This is a genomic window from Leyella stercorea DSM 18206, from assembly GCF_000235885.1.
GTDB lineage: Bacteria > Bacteroidota > Bacteroidia > Bacteroidales > Bacteroidaceae > Prevotella > Prevotella stercorea.
In genome coordinates, this window is record NZ_JH379331.1 from 1 (window position 1) to 5563 (window position 5563).

5 protein-coding genes are annotated in these 5563 nt (G+C 36.5%); all 5 read left to right on the forward strand.

Annotated elements, in window-relative coordinates; translation table 11 throughout:
- Positions 1–538: 538 nt before the first annotated feature.
- The 5 genes from HMPREF0673_RS00085 (at position 539) to HMPREF0673_RS00105 (ending at position 5336) form a co-directional block, all read left to right on the forward strand.
- Positions 539–883 carry a DUF3853 family protein gene (locus HMPREF0673_RS00085; RefSeq protein WP_007896621.1) on the forward strand — a complete coding sequence of 115 codons (345 nt, stop codon included), beginning with the start codon at positions 539–541 and terminating at the stop codon, positions 881–883.
- A complete protein-coding gene (locus HMPREF0673_RS00090) occupies positions 867–1943 on the forward strand; it encodes a hypothetical protein (RefSeq protein WP_007896623.1) in 1077 nt (358 codons plus the stop codon). The genes HMPREF0673_RS00085 and HMPREF0673_RS00090 overlap by 17 nt, the downstream gene beginning before the upstream one ends.
- Positions 1944–2038: 95 nt before the next feature.
- Positions 2039–2494 (forward strand): hypothetical protein, encoded by a 456-nt coding sequence (locus HMPREF0673_RS00095; protein WP_040596100.1) that lies wholly within the window; start codon positions 2039–2041, stop codon positions 2492–2494.
- 108 nt (positions 2495–2602) lie between these two features.
- Positions 2603–4255, forward strand: coding sequence for a hypothetical protein (locus HMPREF0673_RS00100; protein WP_007896627.1), 1653 nt, complete (start codon positions 2603–2605; stop codon positions 4253–4255).
- A 445-nt stretch (positions 4256–4700) separates the two neighbouring features.
- A complete protein-coding gene (locus HMPREF0673_RS00105; protein ID WP_007896628.1) occupies positions 4701–5336 on the forward strand; it encodes a tetratricopeptide repeat protein in 636 nt (211 codons plus the stop codon).
- Positions 5337–5563 lie beyond the last annotated feature (227 nt).

Below are 5563 nucleotides of genomic sequence, written 5' to 3' on the forward strand. Positions count from 1 at the left end.
TGTTAAAAACACAACAATATTATTTGATCCCCTCTTTGCGCAATATCATTTTTATATTTGTTTAACGCTGACATTGCGCTGTTGTCCGTCTTTTTTAGTGTTTTTGTTGATTTCTGCGTGGGAAAGATTGTACCCATTTGTAACTTGTGCTTTTGCCTAATATTGTATCTTTGCCATAAATCTTACTAAGTAGTCCCCCTGATAGTCCCCCATTATACAATAAGTTCTGAGTGAGTAGTAGCAATCAATCATTATACTTGGGTAAGTCCCATAATTCAGAATCATGCTATATATTTGAAGCGTATATCGTAGCTGTCGTTCTTTTCCGAGCGATGGCTATTTTTGTTATGTAGCATCTTTATTTTGTGCAAACTGACATCCTTTTTACGGAAAACATTTTCCGTAACTTCCTCTAACTTTTCCGTTAATAAGAAATGTTTTCCGCAACAATCCGCTTGGGATAATTTTATTCTTTAATCGCCAAATCCGTTAATAACTTTGTACTGCGATTAGGCACTAAAGCCACGCAAAAATATCAATGGAAAAAGAAAACAAGCCAATCATCCAGGCAACACTGGGTGACTTGAAAGAAATGATTGAAGATATGTTTGCGACCCCTACAGACTATCCTCATGACAAACCTCCAAAGGTCAAAAGACATCTAGTTTATGGATTGGCAGGACTGGCTAAACTGCTTGGGGTATGTAAATCTACCGCTTCTAAAATTAAAAGCAGTGGCATCTTAAACCCAGCAATCAGTCAGCATGGTAAAGTAATAGTAATTGATGCGGACTTGGCTCTTGAATTGATGAAGGCAAAACAAAACGCATCAGCAGTTATTAACAACAAAACAAAATTTAAGAATTATGGCAGAAGAATTTGAGAATGAGCCTGTAAAGACCATTAATGAAGAAAAGGGAAACATGACAGTTGAGCAGACAAACACCCAAGTGAGCAATGAAGAGGCAAACTTGAAGGATTTTACAGAGTTTTGCGAGTATGAGATGCTGCGTGTTAAAGAGCAATATCCTAATAGTGTCTCAACATTCCCGAATGGCGATGTTGCTTCTTTGAACTTGAAGGGACTTAAAGATGCAGGTGTTGAATTTTATGGTCTTGGTGTGAATCGTACTCATGGTGCAGACGAACAGAAGACTGGTCGCTCGATTCTGGAAAACGGCGCACAACAAAGCTTAATCGTCATAACAGTTCAGATGGCAGATAAGGCTGGCATAAAAGTAGAGCGATTTGCCAAAGATCCTAACAAAGACAAACCTATAAACTCTGATGGTATTGTAGTGGTGGATGGTCATGGTCGAGTTGACTTCTTGCAAACGATACAGGAGTGGCCTCTCATCATGGGACATTTTCCGATGAAGGATAAGGATGGCTATTACAATTTTGCCAAAGCATTTACTGAGATAAATATCAATGTCTCAAAGTGGAAAACGCAGGATATGGTAGCCAAGCGTCAGATCGAAGACGGTGTGAATACGCATGAGGGTTGGGTGATGATAAATGACCTTGTTTCTAAAGGTTATAAATATCAAGCTGCATGTCAGCTGGCAACACTCAAACCTGATCGTCTCACAGCAAGACAAGTTGCAAACGGTGACGAGAGTGAATTTTTCGTAAACATTGAATATGGCAAACGTATTCATAAGGCTCTTAAAGATAGATTTGGCGAGGGAGATGACAAGACCATAAAGACGAAAGAGTTTACCAAAGAGATTGTCTTGTCCCTTGTAAAATTAATCAACAGACAGGGGATTGGTTGGGCTACTGATAGGATGGAGGAATTTATCAATACTCTCCCAAACAAAGAAGTTGCAGAGATTAAGAATGCCAAGAGTACTAAGGTGCAGCGAAAAGATGAAAAGCGTAAGCAGATTCTTGACAAAGCCTTCTCATTCTTCTTGGGTCAGAATAATATAAAGTTATAAATCTAGTATGGAGACTACCGTAACCGCCTCATACGTCTCTTCAATGTGTGAGGCTAAAACAAAAAAAATATGAGACCATTTTTATTGGTAACAAAATGTACATTGCCACAACTACAGTTGGCAACTATTCAAAAGTCCTCAAACAGATTATAGCGGATTGGGGAAAGAGATTTGTATTTTACAAGGAGAGAAGCAAAACCAAAATCGGAACATTGCCATTTCCTGCTCGTGTAGAACTATCTTTTTCTCGTCCCCTGCCTGTACCTTATCGAACAATACTGAAATCGTATGTATGTGCTAGTGATGTAAAGTATATTCTTGACCTACCTTCTACAGCTTTCGATATGAGCGATACTACATTCACCGATAAAATTCAAATTAACGGTGAACCTGATGTCTATATTGCAATGAAGGAAGTTGCAGATATGTATTGGCGGAGAATTGCATCTGAGGTAAGGAAACACGGTTTTAACAGTAACTATGAGTTTCCTAGTAAAATCGAGCTGACGGTAACGAGCAAATATTTTACAGTTCAGATTGATTACAAGTAAAGAGTATATCCCCATTCTCCCTTTTTAGTGGAGTTTGGGGAATATACAATAGTCAAATATGCCATTTTATCCAATCAAAACTCTCATTAGAAAAAACAAACAATATTTATGACCAAATTAAAAATTAAATTAAGGAATTGTAGCGTGGAACTGCCTGATGATGTAGGCAATTTTATTCTGAGTACAGGATGTGGTTCTGGTAAAACATTTTGGTTGGAACGCTTCATTTTGACACACTATATGGAAGGTATGCTGATTATTGTTGATTCCATCGTCAGCGCCAACTCTTTATACTTCGACTTGCTGACCAAATTAGGATTAGATGCAAATGATATGATGCAGATTCATTCTGAAACAGATTATGATGTTATGAATGAATTTGCCAATAACCCAGAAGAAGTAACAAAGAAGAAAGTGTTGATAATGACAAACGTAAGGCTTTATACAGAATACCCACCAGTATATCTGCTTTACAATATAGATGGTGTTACTCTGTCTTCTTTTGATGGCGATTGGAAGAAGCTGATGAATAATCCTAATACTCGCCGTTGGATTTGTATTGACGAGATACCTGGTTTTATTCAAAAATATGCCTCTGTATCTAAACTACATTTGGGTGTTCTAGGAGAAGATGATAGTAAAGGTGGGTATAAGGCAAAAGAGTTTGTTGCGATGAGAAAGGATTATAACACATTCATAGCTCATTCTGATGCTGCTTGGTTTAACACGGCAACAACCTTGGGGCTACTAAAAACAGACACAGCCCTCTCTATTGTTGAGAGTGAATATTCAAACATGATAAAAGTACAAGGCGATGCAGTAATCCAATTCTCTCCTTGCGATTTCCAAACGACAAAGAGTCTCGTATTGATAATGGAGGGAGCTGGCGATGTTCTTTTTAAGGATTCAAGCATATACAAACTTATAGATATTCCTCAAAAATACAGAGCCAAGGCAGACTTCCATAGCTTTAATGTTCCCAATCTTAACCGTAGAAACAACAAACATCAGGAGTTAATAAAGAGTATGGTTCAATCCGTAATCGCTATTCTTTCAAGTGTAAAAGGAAAGACTCTCATCGCTTGTTGGAATGATTTTAAAGGTGATGATAAGGGGATAACAAGTGATACTCAGAATAGTAATGATATTACTCTTGTTACTTTACTTTCTGACGAACTGACTAAAGCGAATATCCCACAAGACATATATAGTATTATCTATTACGGAAGTGCAGAGAGTAAGGCAGTAAATGACTTTAAGGACTACAGTAACATCATCCTCCTTGGCAAATGGTCTCTTCCTGTTTCAACATCTTCAGAAAAATTCAACAAAGCTTTCCTGACAAACACTACTCTTACAAGATATATGCTTTGGGAGTATGTTCAGCTAATAACAAGAATAGCCATCAGACAAGACATGGACATTAATGTGTTTTATACAGATGACCACAACAGAGATTTTATACAGACATTAGAGAAGTATTTTAACCAGAACATTCTTGATATTCCAGAAGAGCATATTGATTGGAGAGACAAGGTAAGGAAACTCAATAACGGTAAAAGAGTTGTCAGTCAAATTGAAAGGTTATCTCAGAGATTTCCTTATATTCCCCAGATGATAGTAGAGGGGAAACAGAATAAGACCATAAATGTATCTTTGAAGGAAGTCAACAATCTCATAGGTAAGTCAAAAAAGAGAAGAGATTATAAGCATTTAATCAGTATATTGCAGAAATTTGGAATATCCTTGGTTTTGCTATAAAATCACTTGTGGATAAACTTACTTGTACTCATTCCTTTCAGTAATGAGATACCTTAAATATTCATTTAAGAGGTGTAAAAACTTCATACACATATTATATATTATAGAGACAAAGAAATTACACCTATATCATTATAACATATCCTTTATCGACTGCAAGAAGATAAAGGTATAGTAAGGTTTAACCCTAAGACAAATATACAAATAAAAAAACGAAAGATGGTAAAAATACATTCTTATGAGAACAGATTATTTAAAAGAGGGGTGTTTATTTCCTTATAAATTATGCCCCAAACATTCAGGAAAGAGGGAAATCTCTTTGAGAAACGAACTTTCAAGTAACAGCAACTTAACTGCTCATAGAGGTCTACCACCTTAGCAAACAAGGAGGTTATAAACAAAAGAGAATAACAACAATCAAACAAAATAAATCAACAAATAAATTATGGAAATCAATTTAAACATTCCAACAGCAGCAGAATGGATGAGACTATGCCCTTCTCAAATAGGGTTTGTCTTTTCTAAATATTATAGTGAGAACAAAGACAAAGTCGTGAATAACTGGAACAATTTTGTACAATCTGCCAATAATGGAACCATACTTGACCAGGCTTTAATAGCAAAATGGCTCTTAGATAATGACAGAAACGAAGAAGCTGTTCCTTATATGATAATGGTTCATAACAAAATGGACTTTTACTTCGATTATGACCTTGGAGAATTTTATGAAAATGGCGAAGCTGGTTTACCAAAAGATATGGGTATAGCCTTAAAACTTTACACAAATCCTGCGGTACTCTTTGGTGACGTGCCATCCATGATAAAACTTGGTCACTTTTATGAGGAAGGATTGGGTACTCCAATTGACATGAAGGAAGCAATATTGTGGTACGAACAAGCCTTTGATAAAGGAGACGAATCAGCAGGGCTTACTATTGGTGTCAGATATGCACAAGGCTATCATGGATTGAAGAAAAACAAGAAGAAAGCTTTGAAATGGTTAAAACAGGCATCACAGAGCAGCAACCCAGAGATTGTTGATATTGCTTCTGGGTGGTTGGCAAATAGAAATGAATGGTAAATATCAATCTTACACAAAAATTGTAGAGCTTTAAAATTAGCAGATAACACTTTTGATGTGTTCTCCCTATTTGCTTAATGCTATAACTCTACATGACAAGTATAGAACCTGCTGCATCTTTTCAGTGGGCTCTTTTTTTGTATCAGAATCTTCATAGACAATTTTCCAAGACAAAAGAAAAGGAGGAAGATTCAGTAGGTAGTGTAAACAGAACTGTGTCACGGCTC

Excerpts from the sequence above, each read along its gene's own strand:
- HMPREF0673_RS00085 (WP_007896621.1), top strand. The coding sequence starts at position 539 with ATGGAAAAAGAAAACAAGCCAATCATCCAGGCAACACTGGGTGACTTG.
- HMPREF0673_RS00090 (WP_007896623.1), top strand. The coding sequence starts at position 867 with ATGGCAGAAGAATTTGAGAATGAGCCTGTAAAGACCATTAATGAAGAA.
- HMPREF0673_RS00095 (WP_040596100.1), top strand. The coding sequence starts at position 2,039 with ATGTACATTGCCACAACTACAGTTGGCAACTATTCAAAAGTCCTCAAA.
- HMPREF0673_RS00100 (WP_007896627.1), top strand. The coding sequence starts at position 2,603 with ATGACCAAATTAAAAATTAAATTAAGGAATTGTAGCGTGGAACTGCCT.
- HMPREF0673_RS00105 (WP_007896628.1), top strand. The coding sequence starts at position 4,701 with ATGGAAATCAATTTAAACATTCCAACAGCAGCAGAATGGATGAGACTA.